This is a genomic window from Oleiphilus sp. HI0132 (assembly GCF_001635845.1).
Genome location: NZ_LWGJ01000156.1, coordinates 1 through 663 on the forward strand (window position 1 = coordinate 1; position 663 = coordinate 663).

Consider the following 663-nt stretch of genomic DNA (forward strand, 5'->3'; position numbering starts at 1 on the left):
GACAGCCTTTCAGATAGATCATAGGCGGCGGACAAAATACTTCCTTTAATAAAGACGGATAGCCTGCATCCTCAATACTTAATATATGCTGTCGCGCAGGTTCCGACCACTCCATCAACGTCTCGGTCGAACGTGGAAGCGCCTGGGATAATGCAGCTTCATTAATGTTGACCAGGGCTCGTGCCATCACTGGTTTAAGACCGCTTGAGCATAAAGCCTCGTAGTCAGCTTTCGTAAGCGCGTCAACGCTCCCAAAGTGAGAATAAAGGTGATAAAAAGTCTTCAGGCCCAAGCCTTTGACTGCAGAAAGTTGTGCGATGTATTCGCAACTTGAAGAAATAGCCATACGATCATCCTTAATCGATTTATTAGCAGAATGCCCTATTCCGGGCCTAGGTATACTTTGCCAAGCAATCGCCCAACAAAAAAGGCAGCTTAATCCTTAAGCTGCCTTCAGTTTACTTTAACCTTTACAGCCTCGCTAATTCAAGGCTCAGGTTCAAATCAAGGCGTACGAACCTCGTCCATCACAGCAAGTGGGCGTGTTGCTTTCAAAACCAAGCCGTAGCTCAATTTCTCAAAGACTCTAAACACCATTAACAAACCTGCACGCTGTGAAGGTAACTCAATCTTTTCTTTGGTGTAAGGATCACGAACCAAGCC

General features: G+C 45.7%; 1 pseudogene. It reads right to left on the bottom strand.

Annotated features, from left to right (window positions below):
* Nucleotides 1-346, bottom strand: a pseudogene (locus A3766_RS01945) (hypothetical protein); the annotation flags it as partial.
* Nucleotides 347-663: the final 317 nt, after the last annotated feature.